General features: G+C 65.7%; 20 protein-coding genes. 9 read left to right on the top strand and 11 right to left on the bottom strand.

The features are described 5' to 3' along the window. Positions 1–91: 91 nt before the first annotated feature. Both ACEWFR_RS08145 and ACEWFR_RS08140 read right to left on the bottom strand, forming a co-directional pair. The gene (locus ACEWFR_RS08145) at positions 92–388 is read right to left on the bottom strand and encodes an Hsp20/alpha crystallin family protein (RefSeq protein WP_374060557.1); all 297 of its coding nucleotides are present in this window, start codon (positions 386–388) and stop codon (positions 92–94) included. 264 nt (positions 389–652) lie between these two features. After that, a complete protein-coding gene (locus tag ACEWFR_RS08140) occupies positions 653–2,278 on the bottom strand; it encodes a sulfatase (protein ID WP_374060556.1) in 1,626 nt (541 codons plus the stop codon). A gap of 316 nt (positions 2,279–2,594) precedes the next feature. Between ACEWFR_RS08140 and ACEWFR_RS08135 the strand changes: the two genes are divergently transcribed. Continuing rightward, positions 2,595–3,389: a hypothetical protein gene (locus ACEWFR_RS08135; RefSeq protein WP_374060555.1), complete on the top strand. Its 795-nt coding sequence runs from the start codon at positions 2,595–2,597 to the stop codon at positions 3,387–3,389. Positions 3,390–3,624: 235 nt separating this feature from the next. Here the strand turns inward: ACEWFR_RS08135 and ACEWFR_RS08130 are convergent, their stop codons facing one another. Next, a complete protein-coding gene (locus ACEWFR_RS08130) occupies positions 3,625–4,560 on the bottom strand; it encodes a phosphatase PAP2 family protein (RefSeq protein ID WP_374060554.1) in 936 nt (311 codons plus the stop codon). A gap of 285 nt (positions 4,561–4,845) precedes the next feature. Between ACEWFR_RS08130 and ACEWFR_RS08125 the strand changes: the two genes are divergently transcribed. From ACEWFR_RS08125 to trpB, 3 genes are all read left to right on the top strand, one after another. Continuing rightward, positions 4,846–4,986 (top strand): hypothetical protein, encoded by a 141-nt coding sequence (locus ACEWFR_RS08125; protein WP_374060553.1) that lies wholly within the window; start codon positions 4,846–4,848, stop codon positions 4,984–4,986. 3 nt (positions 4,987–4,989) lie between these two features. Beyond that, the gene (locus ACEWFR_RS08120) at positions 4,990–5,973 is read left to right on the top strand and encodes a YeiH family protein (RefSeq protein ID WP_374060552.1); all 984 of its coding nucleotides are present in this window, start codon (positions 4,990–4,992) and stop codon (positions 5,971–5,973) included. A gap of 209 nt (positions 5,974–6,182) precedes the next feature. Beyond that, on the top strand, positions 6,183–7,334 hold the full coding sequence (gene trpB, locus ACEWFR_RS08115) for a tryptophan synthase subunit beta (RefSeq protein WP_374060551.1): 1,152 nt from the start codon (positions 6,183–6,185) through the stop codon (positions 7,332–7,334). Between the two features lie 54 nt (positions 7,335–7,388). Here the strand turns inward: trpB and ACEWFR_RS08110 are convergent, their stop codons facing one another. From ACEWFR_RS08110 to ACEWFR_RS08100, 3 genes are all read right to left on the bottom strand, one after another. Beyond that, entirely contained in the window at positions 7,389–7,799 is a 411-nt protein-coding gene (locus ACEWFR_RS08110) for an HIT family protein (RefSeq protein WP_374060550.1), read from the bottom strand. Between the two features lie 78 nt (positions 7,800–7,877). Continuing rightward, positions 7,878–8,939, bottom strand: coding sequence for a glycosyltransferase family 4 protein (locus ACEWFR_RS08105; RefSeq protein ID WP_374060549.1), 1,062 nt, complete (start codon positions 8,937–8,939; stop codon positions 7,878–7,880). Between the two features lie 163 nt (positions 8,940–9,102). Further along, positions 9,103–9,849: a hypothetical protein gene (locus ACEWFR_RS08100; RefSeq protein WP_374060548.1), complete on the bottom strand. Its 747-nt coding sequence runs from the start codon at positions 9,847–9,849 to the stop codon at positions 9,103–9,105. A 234-nt stretch (positions 9,850–10,083) separates the two neighbouring features. Here ACEWFR_RS08100 and ACEWFR_RS08095 point away from each other — a divergent pair, with 234 nt between their 5' ends. From ACEWFR_RS08095 to ACEWFR_RS08085, 3 genes are all read left to right on the top strand, one after another. Further along, a complete protein-coding gene (locus ACEWFR_RS08095; RefSeq protein WP_374060547.1) occupies positions 10,084–11,961 on the top strand; it encodes a prolyl oligopeptidase family serine peptidase in 1,878 nt (625 codons plus the stop codon). A 73-nt stretch (positions 11,962–12,034) separates the two neighbouring features. Continuing rightward, the gene (locus ACEWFR_RS08090) at positions 12,035–12,976 is read left to right on the top strand and encodes an ABC transporter ATP-binding protein (protein ID WP_374060546.1); all 942 of its coding nucleotides are present in this window, start codon (positions 12,035–12,037) and stop codon (positions 12,974–12,976) included. Beyond that, a complete protein-coding gene (locus ACEWFR_RS08085; protein ID WP_374060545.1) occupies positions 12,973–13,794 on the top strand; it encodes an ABC transporter permease subunit in 822 nt (273 codons plus the stop codon). The genes ACEWFR_RS08090 and ACEWFR_RS08085 overlap by 4 nt, the downstream gene beginning before the upstream one ends. Positions 13,795–13,891: 97 nt before the next feature. On the opposite strand, the gene ACEWFR_RS08080 is transcribed toward ACEWFR_RS08085, so the two are convergent. Beyond that, positions 13,892–14,953, bottom strand: coding sequence for an NAD(P)-dependent glycerol-1-phosphate dehydrogenase (locus ACEWFR_RS08080; protein ID WP_374060544.1), 1,062 nt, complete (start codon positions 14,951–14,953; stop codon positions 13,892–13,894). A gap of 173 nt (positions 14,954–15,126) precedes the next feature. Here ACEWFR_RS08080 and ACEWFR_RS08075 point away from each other — a divergent pair, with 173 nt between their 5' ends. After that, positions 15,127–16,203, top strand: a complete 1,077-nt coding sequence (locus ACEWFR_RS08075; protein WP_374060543.1) for a peptidase — start codon at positions 15,127–15,129, stop codon at positions 16,201–16,203. On the opposite strand, the gene ACEWFR_RS08070 is transcribed toward ACEWFR_RS08075, so the two are convergent. After that, a complete protein-coding gene (locus tag ACEWFR_RS08070; RefSeq protein WP_374060542.1) occupies positions 16,204–17,223 on the bottom strand; it encodes an NAD-dependent epimerase/dehydratase family protein in 1,020 nt (339 codons plus the stop codon). A gap of 154 nt (positions 17,224–17,377) precedes the next feature. Here ACEWFR_RS08070 and ACEWFR_RS08065 point away from each other — a divergent pair, with 154 nt between their 5' ends. Then, a complete protein-coding gene (locus tag ACEWFR_RS08065; RefSeq protein WP_374060541.1) occupies positions 17,378–17,992 on the top strand; it encodes a peroxidase-related enzyme in 615 nt (204 codons plus the stop codon). Between the two features lie 96 nt (positions 17,993–18,088). Here the strand turns inward: ACEWFR_RS08065 and gltB are convergent, their stop codons facing one another. The 3 genes from gltB to ACEWFR_RS08050 all read right to left on the bottom strand — a co-directional run bounded on the left by gltB (position 18,089) and on the right by ACEWFR_RS08050 (position 26,265). Then, the gene (gltB, locus tag ACEWFR_RS08060) at positions 18,089–22,648 is read right to left on the bottom strand and encodes a glutamate synthase large subunit (protein ID WP_374060540.1); all 4,560 of its coding nucleotides are present in this window, start codon (positions 22,646–22,648) and stop codon (positions 18,089–18,091) included. Positions 22,649–23,334: 686 nt separating this feature from the next. Next, positions 23,335–24,816, bottom strand: coding sequence for a proline--tRNA ligase (gene proS, locus ACEWFR_RS08055; RefSeq protein WP_374060539.1), 1,482 nt, complete (start codon positions 24,814–24,816; stop codon positions 23,335–23,337). A 210-nt stretch (positions 24,817–25,026) separates the two neighbouring features. Then, complete coding sequence (locus ACEWFR_RS08050) at positions 25,027–26,265, bottom strand: MBL fold metallo-hydrolase (protein WP_374060560.1); 1,239 nt, start codon at positions 26,263–26,265, stop codon at positions 25,027–25,029. Positions 26,266–26,345: the final 80 nt, after the last annotated feature.

The following is a 26,345-nucleotide window of genomic DNA, read 5'->3' as shown; positions in this document are numbered from 1 at the left end:
TCGTCGCTCATCGCGTGACGGATCATTCGACGGCTCGCGGGATCAAACCGGGGAACGCGAATACCGGCGACGACGGCTGAGCAGGCTCGGCCTACCGCCGGCGTTCGACGGTCTCGAGAGTCACGCTGAGAACGCCGTGATTGTAGACGGCCTCACGGTCGTCGCCGAAGACGTGGTCGGCGGGAAGGGGCCGAACGGTTCGCTCGGCGCGATCGTCGTCGCGGGCCACCGCGACCCGGAGGCGACGCGCGCCGGCTTCGACCGTCACGTCCTCGCGAGTCGCGGGAGCGATGTCGACAGCGACGCGCAACTCGTCGGCCCGCCCGTCGTAGACGACCTGCGTCGGGTACGGGAACGACGCCGTTTCGGGAGGCGAAGCGGAGGGCACAGGCTCACGTTCCGACGACGGATGGAAGCCTCCGGGGGTGTACAATTGTACGTTTGACGTAGCCGCGCGTCGCATCGGGTCGGAATCGATCGAACAGCCGTCGTCCCGCAGTGGCGGTTCATATCGAAACGTTCCCCGCTATCGAACGCTATCGGATCGACCGGAAAACGGCCAATTCGTTCGGGTGGTAACGGCAGTCCGAGCGACGCGACCACGACCGTGGGCTTCCCGAGCCGAACTCCCCACGCACTTCCGCGGAATTCCTCAAAGATAGCCGAGATCCGCGAGTCGCTCTTTGGTCCCCGCTCGCATCTCGACCTCCTCCGACGCGCCGTCCTCCGATGAGTCATCCGCCGACCCGTCGGTCTTCTCGAGCGGCTCAAAGCGCTCCTCGAGCCGCCTGCGAAGCGCTCGCACGCGCTGGGGCTCGTCGTCGCTGATATCGGTCCGCTCGAGCGGGTCGGTCCGGACGCGGTGGCAGCGCTCGAAGCCGTCGTCGCCGCGGACGTACTTGTACTCGGCCGTGCGGACCGCCCGCAGTCGTCGGTCGAACTCCCGAACGCGGTCCGGAATCTCGCCGAAGCGGGCCTCGAGACGATCGATCGAGGGCTGCGGAGCCACGTACTCGGCGAAGACGGCGTCGCGGGGCTCGGCGGCTGAATCGGGGTGGAGCGATCGACTCGACCACTGCTCGCGGAGCTCGGGGTCGTCGATTCCGGCCGTCTCGAGCAGCGTGGCTGGGAGGTCGAGCAACTGAACGAGCTCTTGCCGTCGGCCGCACCCCGCGCGGTGGCCGCCGGTGAAGGGGCCGCCGTGGAACACGAGCGGGACGTTGAGCAGGGTGTCGTAGAGGTTGTACTGATGGCCGAAGAAGCCGTGTTCGCCGATGTGCTCGCCGTGGTCGCCACAGACGACGAAGAGGGTGTCTTCCCACTCGCCGCTTTCCTCGAGTGCCGTTCGAAGCTGCCCGACCTGCTGGTCGACGTAGGCGAGTTCCGCCCGATACAGGCCGCGGAGGAGGGCGAACTCGTGGTCGGAGATGTCGTAGTCCTCGCAGTCGTAGGCGCGGGGATCCTGCCTGATCGCGGTCGCTTCCTCGTAGCTGGCACCGCGGGGGAGGAATCGCTCGGCGTACTCCCTGGGCGGATCGTACTGGACGTGGGGCTCGATGAAGTTACAGAACAGGAAGAACGGCCGGTCGTCGTCGCGACTCTCGAGCCAGTCGGCGATCCAGTCGGTCGCTCGATCGGAGCCGTCGTCGCCGGCGGGCTGCAGGAGTTCGCTGTAGAGGATGTTGGCGGCGTTGACGAACGGGTTGCCGTCGAAGAGCCGGTTGCGGGTCGCGGTCAGTTTCTCCCGGAGGTCTTCGCCGCGGACGACCGCGCCCATGTCGGCGTCGGACTGGATGTACTGCCAGCCCTTGCGAAGGTCTTCGAATCCGCGGTCGAAGCCGAACTCCTCGGTGATCCAGGTGTTGTTCGAGACGCCGATCGTCTGAAATCCCGCGTCGGCGAAGGCCCCGGGGAGGGTTCGCAGCTCGTCGTCGAGATACGTGTGGCCGCCGTGCGTGCCGTGTTCGGAGGGGTACGTCCCGGTGAAAAACGACGCGTGAGAGGGGAGCGTCCAGGGCGCGGTCGCGAAGGCGTTCTCGAACGCGGTTCCTTCGTTGGCCAGCTGCGTTAGCGTCGGCGTCGGGTGTGCACCGGCGGAATCGGCTTCGGTCGTGGCCGCCTCGTTGCCGGCCACGTCGTCCTCGGTCTCGGCCTTGGGGCGATCGGTCGGAAGCGGCTGCATTCCGACGCTTTTTGCCCGGGCCGTATCGAGAACGACGAGGACGACGTTCCCCACAGTGCTATGTGACTCGGCATCACGTCCGTTAGAGTCCGACATGGGTGACTACATCCACGGCAAGCAGGGAAGGTCACCGGGCCGGAGTATGCAGGGCGCTATTCGAAGATATCGTCCGCTTTTCGGGTAAAAACCGTCGATTTCGGCAGCGCTCAATATCGCCGCTGCCCGCTGAGCAGACTACTGCTCCCGGCGCGGGTATTCATCTGCCGGTCGAATATTCATCCGATCGGACACCGTAGCTATCGTGAGCGGATCACTGGTGATCCGGCGGCTCGCCAGCCGGCCGAGTAGCGGCTTGCCAGCGAGCCGATGTGACGGTCGAGGCTCACCAGCACTGTCGCTCGGAGGCTTTCCGATGACCACAAACCACGAAAACGACGCGGAGACGGACGATTTGATGGACACGTTCGACGACATCGACGACGTCGAGGATCTCGAGGAACTGGAGTCCCCGATCGGCGATGCCGCCTCGGTGGCGGCCGACGCGCTCGAGAGCGGTACGCTCCCGCTGATCGGCGGTGGACTCGCGCTGGCGGCTGCGATCCGATCGATGGCCGCGAAGCGACGGCGGGCGATTCCGCTCGCCATCGTCGGCACCGGGCTCGTCGGCTTCGGGCTCAGCAACCGCCGCTCGAGCGGCGAGTCCGGGATCGAGACCGGCGTGCCGGACATCGAAGGCGGCACTGAGGGAAAGGAGACCTCGGACGAAGCCAGCGCCGCCGCCGAACGCGTCGATTCGGGACGGGAATCCGAGATCCAGTCCGACGGCGAGATTTCGGCGGAACCGGGGATCGACGACCCGGCGGAGTCGGGCTCCGCGATCGATTTCACTGAAGAGCCTGGCGAGGACGAGTCCCGGTCTCGACCCGATCTCGGGGCGGAAGAGGAAGAGCCCCGACGAGAGACCGATACCGATGGGGTCGCGGTCGACGTCTCCGACTCGGCGATGGCCGACGAGACCAGCGAGGCGACGGGACCGGATCCCACCCAGGCCCAGCCGACCCAGACTGAGGACACCGAACCGGAGGAGAGCCCCGCGGATGATGCCTCCCACATGAAGGTCGATCCGCCGGACGCGGACGAGTCGGACTCGGAAACGGACGAGACTGACGCCGCGGACGCGACGGAGTCGGACGAGAACAAAGAATAACACCAGCTTGCGGCCTCGACTGGGGCCAGCACTGCTCCCCCCGTTTTACTGGCCGACCGTGTACTCGAGACCCCGTCTCTCAGAGCGCGAGCCAACCGCCTTGGTGTGCAGGCCGGAAGCCTCGGAGCGCGAGCCAACCGCCTTGGTGTGCAGGCCGGCAGCCTCGGAGCGCGAGCCAACCGCCTTGGTGTGCAGGCCGGCAGCCTCGGAGCGCGAGCCAGCAGCGACGGCCGAGCTACTGCGAACGCGAGGGTGACCGTCCCCGAAGACTGTTGACGCGCTCGAGACGGGACAGCACGGGTGCGGTGACGAACGCGGCGGCGAGCAGTCCGAGCGCGCCACTCCCGGCGAACAGCAAGACGGGCCAGTGATAGCCGATGAGCGCGACGAGCGTCGCGATCGAGAGGACGACGACGACGGCTCTCGCAGCGAGCGGGCGGCTGGTTCGGATCGGTCCGCGTCCGCCGTCTAGCCCTTGAGCGAGGAGGGCGAGTTGCCAGCCGGCGAACGCGCCGAGGGTCGTGCCGAATAGGAGTACGGCATCGGGATCGGCGTTACTCGTCACGAGGGCGACGGCGGCGAGGCCCGTCGCGAGTCCGAATCCGAGCGTGCCGCGGTGTCCCGGATACCGCTCGAGGAGACGCCAGACGAGGAGCAGAAACACCAGCCCGATGGCGACGCCGGCGACGACGTCAACGAGGTAGTGGACGCCGAGACCGACCCGCGAGAGACAGACGGCGGTCACGAGCCCGGCGGCACCGAGGTATCGCTGTCGACGCGTGCCGACGGACAGATATTCGGCCAGACTGACGTAGACGACCGTTGTCATCAGTGCGTGACCGCTCGGAAACCCGTAGCCAGTCGCCGTCGCCGTCGCCTGATACAGCGGGTGCACCGTCTCCGGAAGCGCCCCGACCTCCACGAGCACCCGCTCCGGCCGCGGGAGCGCGAAGACGTGCTTCAGGCCCGTGATGAGCGAGAGCCCGGCTAACAACAACCCGAAGATGGCTGCGGCCTCATCCCGGCGCGTCGCCGACACCAAGTAGACGGTTCCGACGACGACCCCGAGAAACCAGACGTCCCCGAGCTGGGTCACCAGCCCGAGCAGGACGATGACCCACTCGGGGGCGACCTCGCGGAACGCGTCGAACCAGTCGAGCCCTCGAGACATATCCCATGCTACGGACGACGAGACACATAAACGATTTCGATGCGCGAGACGGCGTTTCCCGCCATTGATCGCGGGCGTCCTTCTACCGGTGTAAGGCCTCTCACCGCCTGTAGCCGTCCACAGCCGCTGCGTACGGCCGTCATCGTTCGTCCACTGAGCGAACCATCGGACCCCGAACCCGAGCGCCTCGATCCGACCGGTTTCGTCGGAGATCAAGGCAATATACGCTGCTAACTGCGACGTAATCGACAACAATTAACTGCGACCGTCGCCCGAACATGGAACATGTCGATTGATGGCTGGCAGCCGGCTACCGGCACCGTGACGGATCGCTGGAGGGACCTCGAGCGCGACTGGCAGAGCGTCCTCGTCGGCGCGGCGATCGTCGCGCTGGTCTCCCTCCTCGAACTGCAGATCCCGTGGTGACGGATGAACGGCAGTCGACTGCTGCCCGGTCTGTTGACCCTCTGTCTCGGTGCGATCCTCGCGCGAGCGCTCGCCGCCTCGCTCGGGTTTAGCCATCTTCTGTTGGCGATCGCACTCGGATTCGTCGCGACGAACACCGTCGGTGTTCCCGACCGCCTCGAGCCCGGGATCGCGACGCACAAGCTCTGGCTGGGCGGCGGGATCGTCCTCATGGGCGCGTCGATCTCGCTCGAGACCGTCCTCGAGGTCGGCGGACCCGTCCTGTTGCTCGTGGTCGGCGTGACCACGACGACGTTGCTGACCGTCGAACTTCTCGCGCGCAACGTGTTCGGGCTGGCCGATCGGCTGGGGTCGCTGCTCGCGGCTGGCGCCAGTATCTGTGGCGTCTCGGCGGTCGTCGCGGTGGCCGGTGCCGTCCGTGCCCGCGAGGAACAGACCGCTTACGCGGCCGCGACGGTCCTGTTGTTCGACGCGATCACCATCGTCGTCTACCCGATCGTCGGTGACTTGCTGAACCTCTCCGGAACGGTGTTCGGCGCGTGGGCCGGCGTCAGCATGTTCTCGACGGGGCCCGTCGTCGCCGTCGGCTTCGCCCACTCCGAGGTCGCCGGACAGTGGGCGACGATGACGAAGCTCTCGCGCAACGCCCTGATCGGCGTCGTCGTCCTCGCATACGCCAGCTACTACGCCCGCGAGGCCGGCGGTCGTCGTCCCTCCGTCCGGACGCTCTGGGACGAGTTCCCGAAGTTCGTGCTCGGTTTTCTCGCGCTCGCCGTCGTCGCGAGCGCGGGCGTCCTCTCCTCGACCCAGTTGAATTCGATCGAGAACGCCTACAACTGGCTGTTCGTGCTCGCGTTCGTCGGACTCGGGACCGAGATCCGACTCAGCGACCTCCGCAACACCGGCGCGACGCCCGCGCTCGTCGTCCTTCTCGCGTTGCTCGCCACCAGCGCGCTCTCGTTGACGGTGTTGCTGGCGGTGTTCTGACCGATCGACCGAGAGACGGCTCGACGGACCGAGCCGTTGTCCGTGGTTCAGGTGATATTTGCCAGCTGCTCGAGGCATCGCTATCCGTCCAATCGCTACCGCGAACGCTCGGAGACGCCTGTACCCGGCGGGAGACACCGCCCAATCGGTGGTACGAACCGCGACCGGAGCACGGAACGTATTTGCCGACGGCGTGCAAGTCACGACACATGACCGACGGAGCATTCGAAGGCTACGGCGGACGACACGTCCCCGACCCGTTGCAGGAACCGCTCGAGCAACTCGCCGCGGCGTACGACGACGTTGCGAACACCGACGAGTTCCAGTCCGAGTTGCGCGGCCTGCTCGAGGAGTTCGCCGGCCGGCCGACGCCGCTGTACTACGCACGGAATCTGAGCGAGCGCTACGACGCCGAGATCTACCTCAAGCGCGAGGACCTGCTCCACGGCGGCGCGCACAAGATCAACAACTGTCTCGGGCAGGCCCTGCTCGCTAAACGGGCCGGCCGCGACCGGCTGATCGCCGAGACCGGGGCCGGCCAGCACGGCACCGCGACCGCGATGGTCGGCGCGCTATTGGGCCTCGAGACGGAGATCTACATGGGTGCGAAAGACATCGAGCGCCAAGAGATGAACGTCTTCCGGATGCGACTGATGGGTGCCGAGGTCAACGAGGTCACCCGCGGTGACGAGGGCCTGGCCGACGCTGTCGACGCCGCGCTCGAGGACTTCGCCGAAAACGTCGACGACACCCACTACCTGGTGGGAAGCGTCGTCGGCCCCGACCCGTTCCCGCGGATGGTTCGGGACTTCCAGAGCGTCATTGGACGCGAGGCCCGCGAGCAGATCCAGGATCGAACCGGCGACCTCCCCGACGCCGCGGTCGCCTGTGTCGGCGGCGGCTCGAACGCGATCGGCCTCTTCCACGCCTTCCGCGACGATCCCGTCGACTTCTACGGTGCAGAGGGCGGCGGGGAGGGATCGGACTCGAGTCGACACGCGGCTCCGCTCGCGAAGGGAACTGACGACGTCCTGCACGGTATGAAGACGCGCGTCATCGACGACGACGTCGACGTTCACTCCGTCTCCGCGGGCCTGGACTACCCCGGCGTCGGCCCCGAACACGCCATGTTCCGGGCCGTCGGACGCTGTGAATACACGGGGATCACCGACGACGAAGCGCTCGCGGCCTTCCGCGAACTGAGCGAAACCGAGGGAATCATCCCCGCACTCGAGTCCAGCCACGCGATCGCTCGCGCGATCGAACTCGCCGAGGAGGGCAACCACGAGACGATTCTCGTCAATCTCTCGGGTCGGGGCGACAAGGACATGGAGACGGCGGCGGCGCAGTTCGATCTCTGAGCGGCGACTCCGAGCGCGGCGAGCGTCAGTTCGGCGCTCGAGGGACCGACTCCGTCACAGGTGTGCCCGAACGCGATCCCGCAGGTGTGCCGCCTCGTCGGGATCGAGTCGATCCCGCGGCAGCGACAGCGCCACGTCGTCGTCCGCAAAGCGAGGCACGAGGTGGACGTGGGCATGGTCGATGGTTCCAACCAGCGGCCCGCTGGTATGAAAGACGCTGAACCCGCTCGGCTCGAGTGCCGCTTCCAGCGCGGTCGACACGATTCGGACCGTGTCGAAGACGGCCGTCGAGACCGATTCGTCGATCGTCAGTACGTCTTTTTCGTGGACGCGCGGAATAACGAGACTGTGTCCGGGGGCGGCCGGATTTCGGTCGAGAAACGCGATCGTTCGCTCGTCTTCGTGGAGAACGGGCGCTGATCGATCACCGTTGCTGATCCGACAGAACTCGCAGTCGTCGTGCATGGCCGAACTCTCTCCCGAACCGACATATAGGTATCTCCGCTCGACGAGCGCCCGTCGGCGTTCGACACGACTGGACGCTTACAGGAGACCGTGTTCGTCCTGTAGCGTGCGATACAACTCGAGATACCGATCGGCCACCGCCGACCGGTCGTACTCCGCGAACGCCTCGTCGTATCCGCGGTGCTCGAGGTCGCCCGCCGCGAGGATTGCTTCGGCCAGTTCGTCTTCGCTGGTGGTCCGGAACCCCCGGTCCCACCCTTCGACGAGTTCGTGGGCACTCGAGTTCGCGTGGTATTCGACGATGCCGACACAGCCCGCGGCGAGCGCCCACAGCATCTCCGTCGGGAAGACGCAGTGGTCTGCCGTCTGGGCGAAGACGTGCGCCCCGCGATAGGCTGCGATCCGCTCCTCAAGCTCGAGGTCACCGACGAACGTCACGCGGTCCTCGATCCGGAGGTCCCGCGCGAGGCGCTCGTAGGTCTCCCGTTCAGGGCCGTCGCCGATGACGTTGGCCTGCCAGTCGCGGCCGCGGAGTTCGGCCAGTCCCAACAGCAGGCTCTCGAGATTGGCCCCCTCGTCGAGTCGGCGGGCGTAGATCACGTCGATTGATTCGCCGGGTTCCACGCGTTGAATCCGCTCGCAGTCGATCGGGTTCGGGACGGTCTCGACGATATCGCCGTCGGCTCCGATCTCTCGGACCCACGTCCCGACGAGTTCGGAGGGCGTGACGATCCGGCCCGGCCGGCCCGTCGCCAGACGGGTCCATCGCGTGTCGCTCACGCCGTCGTCGCCGTACCACTCGAGAACCAGCGGCGCGCGAGCGAGCGTCGATCCCCAGCTGGCCGCGAGCACCTGACTTGACGGCTGTGCGCTGGCGTGGATCACGTCCGGACTCGCGGCCGCGAGGACGAACGGCAGCCGCAGGAGGAACGAGCTTCGAGCCTCGGTGCCGCTCGAGACTGCGTGATAGGTGACGCCGTTGCGCTCGAACGTGGACTCCTCGCCGGCCCAGAACCCGGCGCAGTAACAGTGGACGTCGTGGCCGCGTGCCGCGAACAGCTCGCAGACGGTTCGAAAGCGCTGGTTCGTCTCGGTATCGCGGTGATAAACCGTTTCGAACGAGACGAACGCGATTCGCATATTCGGCCGCCACGTAGCCCCGGGCTATAAAGTCACTTTTTTCGTCCGATTCGTCGGCTCGAGGAGCACGGGTTTCGGCCGCAATTGCCGCTCGAAACTGACGGACAGGCGACGATCGGTGACCGTTTTCGGCCACGCTGAGACGGATTCGGGTCCGGATCGATCACTCGTCGCTCTCGTCGCCGGGAAGAAGGTCCTCGAAGAACGATCCGACTCCCTCGAAGAAGCCGCCATCGGTGTCGTCCGAATCGTCGTCGTCCGTGCTGTCGTCGTCACTCGTGCCGTCGTCGGTCTCGTCACCATCGGTCTCCGATTCGCTGTCACTGCCACCGTCGTCGCCGTCATCGGTCGCCGTCTCGTCGTCGCTCCCGTCCTCACTCGTTCCAGATTCCGGATCGTCGACGGTCTCTTCGTCCGTGTCGTCACCGTCCTCGGCCTCCCGCGCGTCGTCTTCGGTTTCGTCATCCTCGGACTCGTCACTCTCGGTCGCGTCCCCGTCATCAGCCTCGTCGCTCTCGGTCTCGTTGTCATCGTCCGTCTCGTCATCGACAGTTTCGTTGCCATCGTCCGGCTCGTCATCGTCGGCCTCGTCGCTTTCGTTGATCTCGTCCCCACCGCCGGTCCCGTCGTCACGACCCTCGGTTCCGCCTTCCTCGGTCGAATCGTCCGCCGATTCGCCGTCCTCGAGGTCGCCACTCTCGTCCTCGGAGTCATCAGCCCCCGTCTCGTCGCTCTCGGCATCCTGTCCCCCCAGCGGTTCCGTTTCGCCGTCGACCTCGGGCGTTTCGCCTCCCTCGCCCACGAATAGCTCCGGGCCGACGGCTGCGACGGTCAGCCCGAACGCCGCGAGGATGATCACGGTCGTCACGAGGACGGTCCCGATCGACGACGAGTCGGTCTCACCTGCCATCGACCGTGTTCAGGACGGGAGACGGTATTGTTAAGCGCAGCCATCGGCAGCGCGGACCGCAGTCACGGCAGCCGACCGGGGCGCTCGTCGCTCGAGTGCTCGACTCATCGCGGTTGGTGACGAGCGGGGATAACCGGCCCCTACCGAGGCGTGGTCGCCGTCTCGAGTCCGCCCCGACCGAACGAGTCCGCTCTGACCGAAACGACTACCCGCTCGAGTCCGTACGGCCCTGCCATGGGAAGCTACGATATCGAGCGCTATCTCAACGTCCGCAGTGCCTACGGCGCGTCGTTCGGTCCCGACGGCGAACGGCTCTCTTTTCTAATGAATACGACCGGCACGCCACAGATCTGGACGCTCGATGAGCCCCGATCCTGGCCCGAGCAACGAACGTTCTACGACGAGCGGGTGACGTTCGCCTCGTGGTCGCCCGAGCGGCCGGAACTCATCTTCGGGATGGACGAGGGCGGCAACGAGCGTGCCCAGCTGTTCCGGCTCGACGCCGAGACGGGCGAAATCGAGAACCTGACGGCGATGCCCGACGCCAAACACAGGTGGGGCGGCTGGAGCCACGACGGCGAGCGGTTCGCGTTCACCTCGAACCGCCGCGACGAGTCCGTCTTCGACGTCTACGTACAGAATCGCGACGAACAGGGGGACGACGCCGAACTCGTCTACGAGGGCGACGGCTGGCTCTCGCTGTCCGGCTGGAGCCCCGACGACTCCCGGCTGCTCGTCTCGCAGGCCTACTCCAACTTCGATCAGGACCTGTACGTGCTCGATCTCGCGGCCGACGAGCCCGCCCTCACCCATCTCACCCCCCACGAGGGCGACGTGCGCTACCAGAGCGCGAGCTGGGCACCCGACGGGACGGGCATCTACCTCGTCACCGACGAGGGGGAAGCCGACACGCTCTACCTCGCGTATCTCGACCTCCAGAGCGACGAGATGGAACTCGAGACCGTTATCGACGGGAACGGATGGAACGTCGACGGCATCGCGCTGGACGACGAGACCGGCCGGTTCGTCTGCTCGCGAAACGTCGAGGGCTACACCGAACTGACCGTCGGCGAGTTCGACGCTGACGAGCCGACCGCCTACGAGACCTTTCCCGAACCCGACCTGCCGGGCGGCATCTCCGGCGGCGTGAGTTTCGGGCCCGACGCGGCACGGTTCGCGCTGTCGACGACCGGCGACACGGTCAACACGAACGCTTTCGTGGTCGATCTCGAGAGCGGTGAGACCGAACAGTGGACCAGCGCGCCGACTGCAGGGATCCCTCCAGAAACGTTTCGCGACTCCGATCTGGTCAGCGTGGAGAGTTTCGGTGTTGACGGACAGCGCCCGTCAGCCAGTGGGACTCCAGAGGAGTCCCACGCTGGGCTCGAGGTGCCGGGCTTCCTGACGCTTCCTGACGGGCACGAGGACGGAGAGACGCCCGTTATCGTCGACATTCATGGCGGCCCCGAAAGTCAGCGTCGTCCCTCCTTTTCGAGCGTCAAGCAGTACTTCCTCGACCGGGGCTACGCCTACTTCGAGCCGAACGTTCGCGGGTCGTCGGGTTACGGTGCCGAGTACGCGGCCCTCGACGACGTCGAAAAGCGGATGGATTCGGTCGCGGACATTCGAGCCTGCGTCGAGTGGCTGCAGGATCATCCCACGATCGATCCCGATCGGATCGCCGCCAAGGGCGGCTCCTACGGCGGCTTCATGGTGCTGGCCGCGCTGACCGAGTATCCCGACCTCTGGGCCGCCGGCGTCGACGTCGTCGGCATCGCGAACTTCGTGACCTTTCTCGAGAACACCGGCGACTGGCGGCGCGAACTTCGCGAGGCCGAGTACGGCTCGCTCGCGGAGGATCGCGAGTTCCTCGAGGAAATTTCGCCGATCAACAACGTCGAACACATCGAGGCTCCGCTGTTTGTCCTCCACGGTGAGAACGACCCCCGCGTTCCGGTCGGCGAGGCCGAACAGATCGCCGAGCAAGCAGCTGAACAGGGCGTGCCGGTCCGGAAACTCATCTTCGAAGACGAGGGGCACGGCTTCTCGAAGCTCGAGAACCGCATCGAAGCGTACAGCGCGATCGCGGACTTCCTCGACGAACACGTCTGAGCGGCCGCTTGCTCGGATCGGTCAACGAAATTATTACAAAGGTTATACATGATGGGGGCGTAGAGTTCCCGTTATGGCCGCTATTCAGACGACTGGGCTCACCAAGCGATACGGTAAGTCGATCCTCGCAGTCGACGACCTCGACCTCACCGTCGAGGAGGGTGAAGTGTTCGGCTTCCTCGGCCCGAACGGTGCCGGGAAGTCGACGACGATCAACATGCTCCTCGATTTCGTCCGACCGACCGAGGGGAGCGCGACGGTGCTCGGCCTCGACGCGCAGGCCGACACCGACGAGATCCGTCACCGAATCGGCGTCCTCCCCGAAGGGGCGAGCGTCTACGACCGCCTCACCGCGCGCGAACACCTCGAGTGGGTCATCGACACGAAAGATGTAGACGACGATCCCGACGCACTGCTCGAGAAAGTCGGTCTCACGAGCGACGACGGCGATCGTCCCGCCGGCGACTACTCGAAGGGGATGGCCCAGCGCCTCGGGTTCGGCATGGCGCTGGCTGGCGATCCCGACCTCCTGATACTCGACGAACCCTCCTCGGGGCTCGATCCCGCGGGGATGCAGGAGATGCGCGAGATCATCAGCAACGAGGCAGATCGCGGCACCACCGTCTTTTTCTCGAGCCACATCCTCGGCGAGGTCGAGGCGGTCTGTGACCGCATCGGCATCATGAACGAGGGACGGCTGGTCGCGACCGGCACCCTCGACGACCTGCAGGGCGAACTGGATCTCGGCGCGCCGATCACGCTCGAGGTCGCGAGCGTCCCCGAGAGCCTCGCCCTCGACGAACTCGCGGGCGTCCGCTCGGTCACCGTCGAGGACGCCACGATCACGGCGACCTGCGCCGATCCCTCGGTCAAGGTCGATGTCGTCCGACACGTCGCCGAGGTGACGACCGTCCGCGATATCGTCTCCGAAGACGTCTCGCTCGAGCAACTGTTCAACACGTACACGAACGGCGAGCGCGACGAGGGGGCCGCGACGCCGGAGGCCTCAGCATGAGTACGGTAGATGTCGCGAAGAAGGACTTCCTCGACGTCCGCCGGGCCAAGATCGTCTGGTTTGTCGGCGCGTTCTACACCTTGTTTATGGTGTTGCTGGTGTACTTCGGACAGAACGGGCGGTCGGATCCGACCATTCTGGGCGCCCTCTGGAATTTGACCGCTATCGGCGCGATGTTCATCCCGCTGATCGCGCTCGTGACGGCGTATCTCGCGATCGCCGGCGAACGCGAATCCGGCGGCATCAAGTACCTCCTCTCGATCCCGAACAGTCGTCGCGACGTCGTTCTCGGAAAGTTCGCTACCCGGACGGCCATCGTCAGCGCGTCGATCGTCGTCGCGTTCCTGGTGGGCGGCGTGCTCACGCTACTGTGGTACCCCTCGCCCGAGATGGACACGTTCGGTATCATGGCGGCACTGACGGTCCTGTACGCGCTGACCTACGTCGCCGTCGCGATCGCGATCTCCGCCGCGACCGCCTCTCGCTCGCGCGCGATGGGCGGTTCCATCGCCTTCTTCTTCATCACGAGCGTCTTGAACGTGTTCGGTCCGCTCCAGCTTGCTATCGACTACGTGCTCAACGACCTCGCGGGCCTCGAGGTTTCGATGAACCAGATCGCGTTCGTCCAGTCGCTGGTCAGCCCGACAGCGGCGTACGTCAACTCCACCGGGCTCGCGTTCCCCGAGGGGTTCAACACCATTCCGCCGGATCTCCCGTGGTTCCTGCAGGGCGAGACGATGCTCGTCGTCATGCTCGCCTGGCTCGTCGTCCCGCTGGCGCTGGGGATCTGGCAGTTCGAACGCGCCGATCTGGGCTGACGGACAGATTCGCTCGACAGCGTCGCCCAGTTTTCGCGAAAAGGAGCCACGTCGGTTCCGATCCCGGGGGCCGGTCAAATTCCGTCCGACGAACCACTCAGTCGATGACGCCCGTTTTCGCCGCCACGTCTCGAGCGGCCCGTTCGTTCATTCCGTTGCCGAGAATGGTGTACCGGTCGCGGATCTCGTGACAGGTCGTCAGTGACTCGATGATCGTCTCGTCGTCGATTCCGAGTTCAGCCGCCGTCGTCGGCGCGTCGATACTCGACAGCGCGTCGCGGATGTCGCGCCAGATGCCGTCTCCGCCCTGGTGGAGGTAGGCGGTCATGATCGAGCCGACGCCGACCTGGTGGCCGTGGAGGGCCGCGTCGGGGGCCAGCCGGTCTAACTGGTGCGAAAAGAGATGTTCGGCCCCGCTCGCCGGCCGCGAGGAACCGGCGATGCTCATCGCGACGCCCGAGGACATGAGCGCCTTGGTGACGACCCAGGCCGATTCCTCGAGTCCCGGCCGGATGAGGTCGGCGTTGTCGACGAGAATTTCGGCGGTCATCTCCGAGAGCGCGGCGGCGTACTCGGAGTATTCGACGTCTTTGAGCCGCTGGGCGAGTCGCCAGTCCATCACGGCGGTGTAGTTGGAAATGATGTCGGCACAGCCGGCGGTCGTCAGCTCCCATGGCGCCTCGGCAAGAATCCCGGTGTCGGCGACGACCGCGAGCGGTGGCTCCGCGGCGACGCTGTGGCGGGAATCCCCGTCCGGCACGGAGCCGCGATTGCTGACGATCCCGTCGTGGCTGGCCGCCGTCGGCACGGAGAGGAAGCCCATATCGAGGTGGTGACTGGCCAGTTTCGCGATATCGATGGCCTTCCCGCCGCCGATGCCGACCAGATAGGTGACCTCCTCGGCCTCGGCGACCTCGATCACCCGCTCGACGGCGGCGAAGGTCGCTTTCTGTATCGTGACGATCGCGGGCTCGATCCCGGCGGCCTCGAAGTCGGCCGCGATGGGGTCCGCAGCAACCTCGCGAGGCGTCGGACTCGTGACGAACAGCGGCCGCCCCTGCAAGTGGAGGTCGTCGATCACGTCGAGAACCTCGTCGCGAACGCCGTGGCCGACGACGACGTTTCGCGGCAGGCGGATCCACGTCGACTTCTCGAACATACCGTTCCAGACACACCCCCGGGTCATGTGTTTTTCCTCGTCGGCGCGTCGTTCGTGGCGACCGCTGCCGAGGCCGAACTGGCGAGCCGATTGCGGCGGCCGGTCGACAACCTCGAGTCGATCCGGCGAATCGATCGGCGATGTTATATAATTACCAACTATAACGGGCGTATATGATTGCAGTAGCCGCGCTCTGGCTCGGATTGCTCGGCGCAGGTTACGCCGGTGCCAGGCTGTACGGATGGTACACGCTTCGACGCCGCCCGGACGGCCGGCGATCGCTCGGTATGTATCGCCTTCTCGCCGTCGTCGGCTTCGGGACTGGAATCGTCCTCGCGTTATCCGGCCTCCTCGAGGCGACTGAAAACACCCTCTCGAGTGTCCATCCAGCGCTAGGGGACGGGACCGGAGCGACGCTCGCCTGGCTTCCCGTGCTCGGCGGTGCGATCGTCGCGACGCTCGTCGCGTATCTCGGCGTCTTTCCGTACGCTCGCGAACGCCGCGACCTCGAGATCAGCGCCGCGACGGCGGTCGGTCGGCTCGCGAAATATCTCGTGGCGATCACGATGCTCTGCCTTGGGGCACTCGTTCCCCTCGTTGCGCTCGTCAGCGCATCGGATCCCAGTCCGTTGTTGATCCCGCTCTCGTTCGTCGTCCTCATCGCCGTGGTCTACGCCTGGTTGCAGTACGGCATTTGCCTCTCACAGACAGTCACCGAGACGACGGCCGAACAGCGCCAGCGACTCGAGAACGCTGCCGACCGAGCCGGCCTGACCGCGACGATCGGCGGCGTGATCCCGGCTCGCGAAGCCGAGATCGCCAGACCCTTCCTCGACGGACCGTTCTGGAACCGGCGGGTGTACGCCACGGACTACGCTCTCGACGCCCTCGACGACGAGGCGTTGATTGCGCTCTGTGCGCGTGCGGACGCCAGCGACGAGTTGTGGCTCCTCGAGCGGCGGTCGCTAGTGCTGGCGTTTCTCTTCGGACTGGTCGTGACGCTGACCGTCTGGACATCGCTTCTCATCATGGTGGGTAGCGTTGCGATCACCGCGCCGCTTCTTCTCCGGTATTACCGGCGGTTCGAGTTCGCTGCCGATCGCCGCGCCGCTCGATCCGCCGGAGCCGCGCCCTTCGCGTCCGCTATCGAGATCGGCTCCGACCTGTCCGACGACCGGGGTCGGCTCAGCGAGTTGCTCGCGTCGCAGCCGTCGCGGTCTCGGCGACTCGAGCGCCTTCGCGACTCCTGATCAGAGCGTCTCGAGGATCCCCAGCACGCGCTCCTCGGCCTCCCGTTCCGGCCCGTTCTCGCTCCCGTCCCGGTCGCTCTCGAGGTGATCCGCGACCGAGCGATCCATCGCCGTCTCGAGCGATGTCGACTCCCAGTCGAGCGCGGCGAGTTTCGCCGTCGAGAGGACGTGGGGATACGTCCGGTAGAGGGGGTAGTCGTCGAGTTCGATGTCGCCGGCCGCGAGCTCGCGCGGGCCGGCGCGGACGAGTTCTACGTCATTCGCTTTTTCCGTGGCGCTATGCGCCACGCGATTGAGGGACTCAGCGATCAGGTCGATCATCTCCTCGAGCGTGACGAGCCGTCGGTCGCCGACGTTGTAGGCCTCGCCGGCCGCGCCGCGCTCGGCCACAATCCGGAGCGCGCTCGCGACGTCTTCGACGTAGACGCGGTGGCGGAGGTTCGTCCCGTCGCCGGGCACCACGACGCGGTCAAAGCGGTTCACGCGGTCGATCCACCAGTCCAGGCGCTCGGTGTGGTCGTGGGGGCCGTAGACGATTGGCGGCCGGACGGCCATGGCGCGGACGCCGTCCTCGGCCGCCGCGAAGACGGCGCGGTCGCCCTCGGCCTTCCGATTGCCGTAGGTCTCGAACGAATCGTCGGTCGCCTGCTCGAGCGTACACTCGTGCAGCGGCGTCTCGCCCTCCCGCTTGGGGATCTCCTCGCGGCCGTAGGCCGCCCCGCTCGAGACGTAGACGTACGCGTCGCAGTCCGCGAAAATGGTCGTCGCGGCGCGGACGTCTTTCGGATGGTAGGCCACGCAGTCGAAGACCGCGTCGGGGTCGACCGTCGTCGCCGCGGCCTCGAGGGCGGTCTCGTTCGTCCGGTCACCCTCGATGTGATCGACCCGATCGTCGTCCACGAACGGGTTTCCGCTGGTTCCGCGAGTGAACAGTGTGACGTCGTAGTCGTGCTCGAGCAAGTCGTCGACGAGGTGGCGGCCGATGAAGCGAGTGCCGCCGATGACGAGTGCGGTGTCCATGCGTAGCCGTCACGGCTGCGGGAAAAAACTGTGGCGGATGGGCGAGCCATGCTGACTCCGTTCTCGAAGTGGCGGCCGATGCGGGCGGCATCGTCGACGGATTGCACCCGGAGTTCGCCCCTAATTTATTAGGGCTGTATGTGAAACGGTAGCTATGGCCAACTCAGGTTCCGACGCCAAGTCAGCGACCGACCCCGAACTCAACGACGACGCGATGGCACGGTTCCCCGTTCCGGAATTCGACGACCTCCCCGAGGACCTCCAGGATCGAATCGCGGCGGAAACCGATGGCGCCGGATTCACGCCGAACGTATTCTCGGCGATGGCGTACAAACCGTCTCACTTTCGCGCGTTCTTCGACTATCATGACGCACTCGTCGAAGACACCGCCCTCGAGCGCGAAGAGATCGAAATGATCGTCGTCGCGGTCTCAGGCGTTAACCACTGCTACTACTGTAACGTCGCCCACGGCGCGCTCGTGCGAATCTACGCCGACGATCCGCTGCTCGCCGATCAACTGGTAGCTAACTACCGGACCGCCGATATCAACGACGCCCACCGCAAGATGCTCGACGTCGCCGTGAAACTGACCGAACGACCGACCGAGGTCGAGCGGGACGACCTCGAGGCGCTTCGCGAGGCCGGGTTCAGCGAGGAGGCGCTCTGGGATATCGCGTCCGTGACTGCGTTTTACAACCTGAGCAACCGGTTGGCGATGTTCGCGGAGATGCAGCCCAACAAGGAATTCCACACGCTGGGTCGCGAGTAGCGGTCGCGTATCGCAGCCTCGAGTCGACGACGACTCCGGTCCGCGGACGGAAAATTATTGTATAGTAACGAGTGAAGAGAAGCGGCAGGTCGCGGCTCAGTCGTCGCTCGCCGCGAAACTGGTCGATTCGGCCTCTGCGGCCACCTCGGGCGCACCGGGCAGTTCGTTGCGGACGTCGTCGCTCCCCTGCTCGGTGATCGCCTCGTAGTAGGCCTCGGGCATGATCTTCACGAATGACTCGAGGGCGCGCTCCCAGTTCTCGAGCAGCAGTTGCCCGCGTTCGGAGCCGGTGTACGCGACGTGGTTCTCGACGAGCCGACGGAGCATCCGTTCGTCTTTCTCCTCGAGGTCGTCGTGGAGCGAGACCATGCCGGTGTTGGCTTTCGCCGCGAACTCATCGTCGGGGTCGTAGACGTACGCGACACCGCCTGACATGCCGGCGGCGAAGTTCTTCCCGGTCTCGCCGAGGACGGCGACGACGCCGCCGGTCATGTACTCACAGCCGTGGTCGCCGACGCCCTCGACGACGGCCTTGGCTCCGGAGTTGCGGACGGCAAAGCGCTCGCCAGCGACGCCGTTGACGTACAGCTGGCCGTCGGTCGCGCCGTAGAGTGCGACGTTGCCAATCGAGATGTTTTCCGTTGGATCGTAGCCCGCGGTCTCGGGCGTGCGAATCGTGAGTTTGCCACCGGAGAGCCCCTTGCCGACGTAGTCGTTCGCGCTGCCGTCGAGATGCATCGAGACGCCGCTGGCGAGGAACGCACCGAAGCTCTGGCCGGCGGTCCCTTCCGCGTCGATGGTGATCGTATCCTCCGGGAGGCCGGGTTCACCGTAGCGATCCGTGATGCGGTTCGAGAGCATCGCGCCGACGGTCCGGTCGACGTTCGTGACGTCCGTCTCGAGCGAGACGGGATCTTGCTCCTCGATGGCGTCGGCCGCGGCCTCGATGAGGTCGCGGTCGAGCTGGTCCTCGAGCTCGTGGTCCTGTTCGCGGATCTTGCGGCGGACGTCGCCGCCCGGATCCGCCAGCACTTCCGAGAGGTCGACCTTGCGAGCCTTCGGGTGGTCGACGTCGGTGCGCTGTTCCAGGACGCTAACCTGCCCGATCATTTCGTCGATGGTCTCGTAACCGAGTTCGGCCATGATCTCGCGCAGCTCCTGGGCGATGAACGTCATGTAGTTGATGACGTGTTCGGGCTCGCCGGGGAAGCGCTTGCGCAGGTCCTCGCGCTGGGTGGCGACGCCGACCGGACAGGTGTTCTTGTGACACTGTCGGGCCATCACGCAGCCGCCGGTGACCAGCGAGGCGGTGCCGAAGATGTACTCTTCAGCGCCGAGGAGGGCGGCGACGGCGACGTCGCGCCCGGTCTTCATCCCGCCGTCGGTCGAGACGCGGATGCGATCGCGGAGGCCGGTCGCACAGAGCATCTGGTTGGCCTCGGCGAGGCCGAGTTCCCAGGGGAGACCGGCGCTCTTGATCGAGGTGCGCGGCGAGGCACCGGTGCCGCCGTCGTGACCCGAGATGTGGACCACGTCGGCGTTGGCCTTGGCGACGCCGGCGGCGACCGTGCCGATGCCGGCCTCGGAGACGAGTTTGACGTTGATGTCTGCCGTCTCGTTCGCGGCCTTCAGGTCGAAGATCAGCTGCTTGAGGTCCTCGATGGAGTAGATGTCGTGCAGCGGCGGTGGCGAGATGAGCCCCACGCCGGGCGTCGACTTGCGGACGTGGGCGATCATCTCGTTGACCTTCGAGCCGGGGAGGTGGCCGCCCTCGCCGGGCTTCGAGCCCTGTGCCATCTTGATCTGCAACTCGTCGGCGTTCGAGAGGTACGTCGAGGTGACGCCAAAGCGGCCCGACGCCACCTGTTTGACGTTACACTCGCGCTCGGTGTTGAACCGCTCGGGCGGTTCGCCGCCCTCGCCGGAGTTGGACTTGGCGCCCAGCCGGTTCATCGCGATCGAGTTGTTCTCGTGGGCCTCCGGCGAGAGGCTCCCGAGACTCATTGCGGCCGTCGAGAACCGCTGGACGACGTCCTTGATCGGCTCGACGTCCTCGACCGGGATCGGATCGCGATCCGACTCGAACTCGAGTAAGCCCCGAAGCGTCTGGAGGTTCTGTTGCTGATCGTTGATCTGCTCGGCGAACTCCTGGTAGCGCTCGTAGTCGTTCGAGCGGACCGCCTGCTGGAGCGCGCCGACGGTCTGGGGGTTCCACTGGTGGTAGATCCCGTCCGACCGGTGTTCGAACTCGCCGTGGCGGTCGAGGTCGGCGTCCTCGCCGTCGCCGTCGAAGGCGGTGGCGTGGCGCTCGCGGAGGTCTTCTTCTATCTCGGCGAGGCCGATCCCCTCGGTGCGGTTCTCGGTGCCTTCGAAGTACTCGGCGACCAGTCCAGAGTCGAGGCCGACGGCCTCGAAGATCTGGGCGCCCTGATAGCTCTCGACCGTCGAGATGCCCATCTTGGCCATGATCTTCAGCAGGCCGTCCTCGACCGCGCCGACGTAGGCGTCGATGGCGACGTCGGTGTCCGCGCCGTCGGGGCCGGCGGTGATGTCCTCGATCGTCTGGTAGGCCAGGTACGGGTTGACCGCGCCCGCGCCGTAGCCGACCAGCGTCGCGAAGTGGTGGACGGTGCGCGGATCGGCGGACTCGACGACGAGGCCGACGTGGTTGCGCAGTCCGTTCCGAACGAGGTGGTGGTGGACGCCGCCGGTTGCCAGGAGGCTCGGGATGGCCACTCGGTCATCGTCGACGCCGCGGTCCGAGAGGACGATAACGTCGTGGTTGCCGTCCTCGATTGCTTCGACGACGTCCTCACGGACGCGCTCGATGGCGGCTTCGAGGCCGGCCCCGAGTTCCGCGCTCTCTGGTTCGTAGGTGATGTCGATCGTCGCGGTGGTGATCCCGTTGGTCGAACAGTCGCGGATCGAGCCGAGTTCGGCGTCGGTGAGAATCGGCGAGTCGAGCACGAGCTGGCGGGCGTGTTCGGGCGACTCGTCGAGCAGGTTGCGCTGGAAGCCCAGCCGGCTCTCCATCGAGGTGACCAGTTCCTCGCGGATGTAGTCCAGCGGCGGGTTCGTGACCTGCGCGAACAGCTGCTTGAAGTAAGAAAAAAGCGGCCGGTTGAACTCGGTGAGCACCGACAGCGGCGTGTCGTCACCCATCGAGCCGACGGGGTCTTTCCCCTTCTGGGTCATCGGCTCGATCATGTTCTCGAGTTCGTCGTGCGTGTAGCCGAACGCGGCCTGATAGTCTCGCAGCCCCGAGACCGCCTGCTGTGGCGAACGATCGCTCGTGGTGCGGATGTCGTCGAGATGGACCTGCTCCTGGGCGACCCACTCGCCGTAGCGGTCGTCGGTGAGGTCCTCGAAGACCTCCTCGTCGGGAATGACGCGCCCCTCGTTGGGGTCAGCGAGGAACAGCTGTCCGGGCTTGAGACGGCCGCGCTCTTCGATGTTTTCGGGCTCGGTCTCGAGCGCGCCGGCCTCGCTGGCCATGATCAGCTGATTGTCCGTCGTCACGTCGTACCGGCACGGACGCAGTCCGTTGCGGTCGAGGACGGCACCGACGCGTTCGCCGTCGGTCGCCGCGACGAGCGCGGGACCGTCCCACGGCTCGACGAGCGAGGCGTGGAAGTCGTACCAGTCCTTTCGATCGGGGTCCATCGCGTCGTCGCCGCGCCAGGCCTCCGGAACGAGCATCCGCAGGGCGTGCTCGAGGTCCCGGCCGTCCTGCATGAGGAGCTCGAGGGCGTTGTCGACGCTCGCCGTATCGGATTGGTCGGGGTCGTCGATGATCGGCTTGACCGCCTCGAGGTCCGCCAGGACGTCGCTCTCGATATCGGTCTCGCGGGCCCGCATCCAGTTGATGTTCCCCTGAATGGTGTTGAACTCGCCGTTGTGGATGATGTTCCGGTAGGGGTGGGCGAGGTGCCAGGCACCGAGCGTGTTCGTCGAGAATCGCTCGTGGACCATCGCGAACGTCGATTCCATGCGCTTGTCGGTGAGATCGGGGTAGTAAGCGGGGACCTGAACGCCTTTCAGCAGTCCCTTGTAAACGACCGTCTTGGAGTCGAGAGAGACAACATAAAACCGCTCTTTGTTCTCGATATCGGCGCTTTCGACGGCGTTCTCGAGCGCGCGTCGGGCGACGTAGAGTCGGCGGTCGAAGTCGTCGCCGGAGATATCGTCGTCGGGTGCGACGACGACCTGATGGACGTCCGGTTCGGAGTCGACGGCTGTTTCGCCGAGGTCGTCGTTGTTGGTCGGGACGTCCCGCCACTCGAGGACCGAGAGATCGTAGGTGTCGACCGTCTCCTCGACCAGCGAGACGAGCGCGTTGCGAGCCGCGTCGTCCTGGGGCAAAAAGAGCGAACCGACGGCGTAGGTGTCCGGAAGCTCGGCGTCGAGGACCTCTCGGAAGAACGAATCGGGCGTCTGAAGCATGATGCCGGCTCCGTCGCCGGTGTTCTTCTCCGCCCCGGTCGTCCCCCGGTGCTCGAGATTGATGAGTAGTTCGAGTCCGTCAGCGACGACGTCGTGGCCCCCATCCCCATCGAGATCCATGACGACGCCGACGCCGCAGTTCGACCGCGCGTCCGCGGGGTCGGCGAGCCCCTGTGAACGCTCGGCGGATGACGCTATATGTGGCTGTGGCATAGCCCTCCCTTGCGGAAACAGATATAAGAGGCTAACCCATTATGGCTAAGTGTATTATAAACACATATGGTGTGATATAAGGTATTTGTGGGGGCCTTATATATGAGCCACGTCACCGTCCACGCGCCTTCTCGCCGCAGTTGCTACTGCTATCGGATCGAGCTACCGCTCTGGGGTCGAGGTTCAGGACGGCACTGTTCGAACCCCCTTCCGGGAAGCGGTGCTTCCCGACAGCGGGGTAAATTGTCAGAGGCACGTAGTGTTCACCCACCAGAGTGAACACCACAGTCTCTAATTACTCGCCGCTGGTAAGCACTATTGGGTTAAAGAGTTAGGTGCGTGTGACTGTGACACCCACGATTCGTCGAGGTGACCGTTCGAACCAGTTCCCCAAGTGGGGCCGACCGGTTCATGTGGGGAGTCCGTCTCGACCCTGTTCGCACCGACGAACCATCTCACCGTTTTACGCATCCCGATGTGAGCGTTCCGTCGAAGACGACATCCGATCGAAAGTACCTGCCGCCGGCAGCGAAACACCGGAAAGCTGACGGTTCGATTCTCGGCTCAAGCGAGCAACGACGAGTCGACGTGTTACCACCGAACGGGCGTGCTACCACCGAACGGGCGTGCTACCACCGAACGTGCGTGTTACCGCCGAACGGACCTGCTCCCGTCGAGTAACCGCGCTAGTACGACTTCGCGAAGTAGGCGATCTCGTCGGCGGGATCGCCACAGACGCCACACTCGTCGCGGTCGGGTTCGGGGACCTCGCCGGCCGTCGTCCCGCCTTCGTCGGCCAGGGGCTGCATGACGATCTCGGCGGCGATCTTTTCTTTGATGGCCGTTTCACAGGCCTCGTCGCCACACCATGGCGTCTTCACGTAGCCGCCGTGTTTGCCGATCGTCCCGAGGATATCCTCCGGACTGTGGGCGTCCCGGACGTTTTCCTCGAGGTTCTCTTCCGCAGTTTCGTACAGTTTGTCGTAGATCTCGTCGAGGTGCTCGTCGACGGCGTCGACGATCTCGTCGCGCTCGGCGACGGACTGTTCGTTGTCCGGCCGGTGGACCAGCGTGGCTTCCCCGTCGTCGACCTCGTGGGGGCCGATCTCCAGACGCAGCGGGATCCCGTTGAGCTCGTGTTCGTTGAACTTGAAGCCGGGATTGCGCTCGTCGCGGTCGTCGAGTTCCACGCGGAAGCCGGCTTCCTCGAGGTCGTCGGCGATATTTTCCGAGTACTCGAGGACGTCGTCTTTGGTATCCTCCTGCCAGATGGGGACGATGACGACCTGCGTGGGCGCGACCGTCGGCGGGAGCACGAGCCCCTGATCGTCGGAGTGGGTCATGATGAGCGCCCCGATCGCCCGCCAGGAGAGCCCCCACGAGGTGGTGTAGGCTGTCTGTTCGGCCTCGTCCTCGTCCGCGAAGGTGATGTCGAACGCCTCGGCGAAGCTCTGGCCGAGGTTGTGGCTCGTCGCTCCCTGGACGGACTTGCCGTCGGGCATCAGCGCTTCGACGGTCGTCGTCGTATCCGCGCCGGGGAACTTGTCGTGTTCGGGCTTCTTGCCGCGCAGCACCGGGATCGCCAGCACGTCCTCGTAGACGCGCTCGTACTGCCCGAGGCGGGTCCAGACCTCCTCCCACGCGCCCGCGTCGCTCGCGTGGGCGGTGTGGCCCTCCTGCCACATGAACTCCTTCGTCCGGAAGAACGGCTTCGTCTCCGTGGCCTCCCATCGCACGACCGAACACCACTGATTGAGCCGCATCGGCAGATCGCGGTGGCTGCGGGTCCACTCGGCCATGAAGGGCGCGATGATCGATTCGCTCGTGGGACGAACGGCCAGTCGCTCCTCGAGTTCCTCGTGGCCGCCCTGGGTCACCCACGCGACCTCGGGATCGAACCCTTCGACGATGTCCTTCTCCCGCTCGAGGTAGCTCTCGGGGATGAACATCGGGAAGTAGACGTTGTCGACGCCGGTCTCCTTGAACCAGCCGTCCAGCGAGTCCTGAATGGCCTCCCAGAGGGCGTAGCCGCGGGGTTTCGTGACGATGAACCCGCCCATCGGGGCGTAGTCCGCGAGGTTCGCCTTCTGGACGACCTCGGCGTACCACTCCCCGGGCTTGTGCGATTTCGACTCGGTGATTCCGAGTTCTTGACTCTCGTCGCTCATTGTGTCGACATGCAGGCAGCGCGGGCTTAAACCATGCGAAGGCCACCGGCGACGTTGCGTGGCTGTTCACCCCCGACTCCGCGCAAAACGGTCGCCCGCGACGCTCCGCTGTGTCTGTCACGCACGCGAGACCCACGATTGGACGGAAACCCGTCCCGTTGAACGTGCCGGACCGCGGGCCAGAGTGCGAGCGTGAGCACGCCCGACCGCTCAGATCGAGATCCGCTCGCCCAGTTCGGGCGCCGTCGCGTCGTAGCCGTCAGTGCGCAACTCCGCCGCGAACGCTTCGCAGCGATCGCCGTGATTGATCAGTACCGTTGCATCCGCATATGACTCGAGGAACGCACGAACCCCCTCTCGATCCGCGTGCGCGGAAAAGTCGTACTGTTCGACCTGCGCGCTGACCGGCATCATCCGGCCGTCGATCTCGGCGCTCCCGGTCTCGAGCAGGTCGCGGCCGGGTGTCCCCTCGACCTGATAGCCCGTCATGGCGATCTTGTTCGTCGGGTGGGTGCGGATCGCGGGCACGTAGGTCATCGCGGGGCCGCCGTGGAGCATCCCGCTGGTCGTGACGATCACGGTATTCTGTTCCGCGATCCGTTTGCGCTGGCCGTCACGGCCGTCGACGAATCGAGCGTTGCCCTTCGCGCGTCGCAGGAGCTCGGGGTCGCGCAGGAATTCTCGGTTCCGGTCGCGTAAGAAGAGTTCGGTGACGCGTTTCCCCATCCCGTCGACGTAGCACTCGAGGTCGTGTTCCTCGCAGATGCAGAGGACCTCCTGCGTGCGGCCGATGCCGAAGGCGGGGACGACGACGGTGCCGCCCTCCCAGATCGTCGTCCGAAGGCTCTCGGCGAACTCGCGTTCGATTTCGGGTCGCGGCGGTCGCGTCACGTCCGAGTAGGTGCTCTCACAGAGCACAACATCGGCGTCGGGCCGAGCGGTCGTGCCGTCGAGTAACCGCTGTTCTTCGGTGTGGAAGTCGCCGGTGTAGAGCAGTCTCGTCTCGCCGTCATCGACGAGCACGTGGGCGCTACCGGGAACGTGGCCGGCGTCGAAAAAGGTGATTTCGTACCCGGCGGCCTCGAAGGGACTCTCGTAGCCGTGGTTCTCGGAGACTTCCGCGACGCGAGCGAGTTCCGCCTCGGTGAACGGACAGTCGTAGCTTCCGCCGTGGAGCTTCAGCGTGTCCCGCGCGAGGACCATCGTGAGGTCGTACGTCGGTTGCGTCCAGTGGATCGGCGGCCGCGCGTCGCCCGACAGGAGCGCCGGAACGGAGCCGACGTGATCGAGGTGGCCGTGACTGACGACGACGGCATCGGGGTCGACGTCGCCGATCGGAAACGACGGTGGGTTCCCCGAATCCATTCCGAAATCGAGCAAGAGCGTGTCGTCGATGAGGATCGCGCTCCGGCCGATCTCGCGCGCGCCACCCAGCAACTGGACGTCCATTGCGAGTTCCTTGCATCTCGTCCGGTTTGCCTCCGTTGGTTCACAGATTTCGGTCAAGAAACTCGATATCTGCATCCGAG

It is taken from the genome of Natrinema sp. H-ect4, assembly GCF_041894845.1.
Classification (GTDB): Archaea; Halobacteriota; Halobacteria; order Halobacteriales; family Natrialbaceae; genus Natrinema.
Note: the sequence above shows the minus strand (reverse complement) of the source record. Positions and strands in the feature narration are given on the sequence as shown.

What these genes read in the sequence shown, in the direction of transcription:
- ACEWFR_RS08140 (WP_374060556.1), bottom strand. Translation starts at nt 2,278, where the DNA reads ATGTCGGACTCTAACGGACGTGATGCCGAGTCACATAGCACTGTGGGG.
- ACEWFR_RS08135 (WP_374060555.1), top strand. Translation starts at nt 2,595, where the DNA reads ATGACCACAAACCACGAAAACGACGCGGAGACGGACGATTTGATGGAC.
- ACEWFR_RS08130 (WP_374060554.1), bottom strand. Translation starts at nt 4,560, where the DNA reads ATGTCTCGAGGGCTCGACTGGTTCGACGCGTTCCGCGAGGTCGCCCCC.
- ACEWFR_RS08125 (WP_374060553.1), top strand. Translation starts at nt 4,846, where the DNA reads ATGTCGATTGATGGCTGGCAGCCGGCTACCGGCACCGTGACGGATCGC.
- ACEWFR_RS08120 (WP_374060552.1), top strand. Translation starts at nt 4,990, where the DNA reads ATGAACGGCAGTCGACTGCTGCCCGGTCTGTTGACCCTCTGTCTCGGT.
- trpB (WP_374060551.1), top strand. Translation starts at nt 6,183, where the DNA reads ATGACCGACGGAGCATTCGAAGGCTACGGCGGACGACACGTCCCCGAC.
- ACEWFR_RS08110 (WP_374060550.1), bottom strand. Translation starts at nt 7,799, where the DNA reads ATGCACGACGACTGCGAGTTCTGTCGGATCAGCAACGGTGATCGATCA.
- ACEWFR_RS08105 (WP_374060549.1), bottom strand. Translation starts at nt 8,939, where the DNA reads ATGCGAATCGCGTTCGTCTCGTTCGAAACGGTTTATCACCGCGATACC.
- ACEWFR_RS08100 (WP_374060548.1), bottom strand. Translation starts at nt 9,849, where the DNA reads ATGGCAGGTGAGACCGACTCGTCGTCGATCGGGACCGTCCTCGTGACG.
- ACEWFR_RS08095 (WP_374060547.1), top strand. Translation starts at nt 10,084, where the DNA reads ATGGGAAGCTACGATATCGAGCGCTATCTCAACGTCCGCAGTGCCTAC.
- ACEWFR_RS08090 (WP_374060546.1), top strand. Translation starts at nt 12,035, where the DNA reads ATGGCCGCTATTCAGACGACTGGGCTCACCAAGCGATACGGTAAGTCG.
- ACEWFR_RS08085 (WP_374060545.1), top strand. Translation starts at nt 12,973, where the DNA reads ATGAGTACGGTAGATGTCGCGAAGAAGGACTTCCTCGACGTCCGCCGG.
- ACEWFR_RS08080 (WP_374060544.1), bottom strand. Translation starts at nt 14,953, where the DNA reads ATGTTCGAGAAGTCGACGTGGATCCGCCTGCCGCGAAACGTCGTCGTC.
- ACEWFR_RS08075 (WP_374060543.1), top strand. Translation starts at nt 15,127, where the DNA reads ATGATTGCAGTAGCCGCGCTCTGGCTCGGATTGCTCGGCGCAGGTTAC.
- ACEWFR_RS08070 (WP_374060542.1), bottom strand. Translation starts at nt 17,223, where the DNA reads ATGGACACCGCACTCGTCATCGGCGGCACTCGCTTCATCGGCCGCCAC.
- ACEWFR_RS08065 (WP_374060541.1), top strand. Translation starts at nt 17,378, where the DNA reads ATGGCCAACTCAGGTTCCGACGCCAAGTCAGCGACCGACCCCGAACTC.
- gltB (WP_374060540.1), bottom strand. Translation starts at nt 22,648, where the DNA reads ATGCCACAGCCACATATAGCGTCATCCGCCGAGCGTTCACAGGGGCTC.
- proS (WP_374060539.1), bottom strand. Translation starts at nt 24,816, where the DNA reads ATGAGCGACGAGAGTCAAGAACTCGGAATCACCGAGTCGAAATCGCAC.
- ACEWFR_RS08050 (WP_374060560.1), bottom strand. Translation starts at nt 26,265, where the DNA reads ATGGACGTCCAGTTGCTGGGTGGCGCGCGCGAGATCGGCCGGAGCGCG.